Here is a 2050-nt window from a genome sequence, read left to right as displayed (position 1 = left end):
TGGGCGATGCCCTCCAGCAGCGGCAGGAAGGTCAGGTCGGTGAACAGCAGGCGGTCTTCGGCATGGTTGACGATGTAGGCGATCTGTTCCGGGAACAGGCGCGGGTTGATGGTGTGGCAGACCATGCCCGAGCCGCCGATGCCGTAATAGCATTCCAGGTGGCGGTAGCCGTTCCAGGCCAGCGTGCCGATGCGGTCGCCCGGCTGCATGCCCAGCACCGCCAGCGCGTTTGCCAGCTTCTGGGCGCGGACCCAGGCATCGGCATAGGTGTAGCGGTGGATCGGCCCCTCGGTGGTGCGCGACACGATCTCGGTGTCGGCATGGTAGAGCGCCGCGTGACGCAGGATCGACGTCACCAGCAGGGGGCCATTCATCATCATTCCGCGCAGCATCGTTTCACTCCCGGTCCGGTCGCTTCTGGTTCTGGGTTATCTGGCTTTGTGTCGTCGTCAGGCGTGCAGGCGGCGAGCCGCCGCTCGGCGTCGGCCTCCATCGCCTTCAGTTCAAGGATCACCTCGGCGATTTCGGTCTGCATCCGCTCAAGCTCAATGAGGCGGGCGCGGATCTTGCGCAGCCCGTCGCGGTATTGTCCGGCGTTGGGCCGGTCGGGGCGGTAATGGCCGAGATAGTCTGCGATCTGTTCCAGTGAGAAGCCGACCCGGCGGAATTTCAGGATCAGCATCAGCCGGGCGCGGTCGCGGTAGGTGAACACCCGCCGCCCCCCGGCCCGCTGTGGCGCCAGCAGCCCCTTCTCCTCGTAGTAGCGCAACGCCTGCGGCGTGAGGTCGAACTCCGCCGCCAGTTCCGTCACGCCATACACCCGATTCCGTTCGGCCATGGACAATCCCCTGCGCCAACGATTTCGCCACAGGCGCAGGGGTGAAGTCAACGTCAATGAGCTAAAGCACGCTTTAGATGGGACCATCCGTCATCCGGCGCGGACCTGGGTCAGGAAGCGGTCGACCTCGCTGCTCAGCGTGTCGGTGTGGCTGGACAGTTCGCGGACCGAGGTCAGGACTGCGTAAGCGACCTTGCCGCTCTGGCTGGCGGCCTCGTTGACGCTGCCGATGCTGTCGGAGACGGTCTGGGTGCCCTGGGCGGCCTGCTGGATGTTGCGGCTGATCTCCCGGGTGGCGGCCCCCTGCTCCTCGACCGCCGACGCGATGGAGGTGGCGACCTCGTTGATGTGGCCGATGACGCGGACCACCTCCTGCAACTCGCCAACCGTTTCACCGGTGATCGACTGGATGTCGGCGACCTGCAGGGCGATGTCGTCTGTCGCCTTCGCCGTCTGGGTGGCGAGCGCCTTCACCTCCGACGCGACCACGGCGAAGCCCTTGCCGGCATCGCCGGCGCGGGCGGCTTCGATGGTGGCGTTCAAGGCCAGAAGATTGGTCTGGCTGGCGATGGAATTGATCAGTTCCACCACTGTGCCGATCCGTTGCACCGCCTGGGCCAGCCCGTCCACCTTGCTGTTGGCGCGCTCGGCGATGCCGGCGGCCTCGCGGGCGATGTCCGACGACTGGCCGACCTGCCGGCTGATCTCGCCGATCGAGCTGCTCAGTTCCTCGGTGGCGGCTGCGACGGTCTGGACGTTGGAGGATGTCTGCTCGGTCGTGACGGCGACATCGCTGGCCAGCCGGCCGGCCTGATCCGCCGCCTGGGTCACTTCCGCAACCCGGCTTTCCATTCCGGCGGCTTCCCTTGCCACGGCATGGATGACGCCGCCCACCGCCTGCTCGAACCGGTCGGCCAGATCGGCGATGGCGCGATGCTTCTCCATTTCGGCGCAGCGGGCCTGTTCGACCTGCTCGGCTTCCAGCCGCTGCTTGGCCAGTGCATTCTCCTTGAACACCTGCGTGGCCCGGCCCATGTCGCCAAGCTCGTCGCCGCGGCCGGCCTCCGGAAAGGCGACGGTCAGGTCGCCATCGGCCATCGCCCGCATGCGGCCGGCCAGCGAGCGGACGGTGGAGCTGATGTTGTGTCCGACCAGCGCCAGCAAGGACGATCGCCGGCAGGCCCAGCGCCGCGATGACGCCGATCAGGGTCC

Annotated in this window: 3 protein-coding genes; all 3 read right to left on the bottom strand. The window is 67.1% G+C overall.

The genetic code is table 11. The features are described from left to right. Window positions 1–392, bottom strand: a 392-nt coding sequence (locus tag I71_RS01150) for an AMP-binding protein (protein ID WP_042689000.1), incomplete at its 3' end; no start/stop codon positions are given. Continuing rightward, a complete protein-coding gene (locus I71_RS01145) occupies window positions 377–838 on the bottom strand; it encodes a MerR family DNA-binding transcriptional regulator (protein ID WP_042688996.1) in 462 nt (153 codons plus the stop codon). The genes I71_RS01145 and I71_RS01150, both read right to left, overlap by 16 nt. 90 nt (window positions 839–928) lie before the next feature. Further along, on the bottom strand, window positions 929–2002 hold the full coding sequence (locus tag I71_RS01140) for a methyl-accepting chemotaxis protein (RefSeq protein WP_244433544.1): 1074 nt from the start codon (window positions 2000–2002) through the stop codon (window positions 929–931). Window positions 2003–2050 lie beyond the last annotated feature (48 nt).

This window comes from Azospirillum sp. B506 (assembly GCF_000333595.1).
In the GTDB taxonomy this organism is placed as follows: Bacteria; Pseudomonadota; Alphaproteobacteria; order Azospirillales; family Azospirillaceae; genus Azospirillum.
This window is presented reverse-complemented; position numbering and strand designations above follow the sequence as displayed.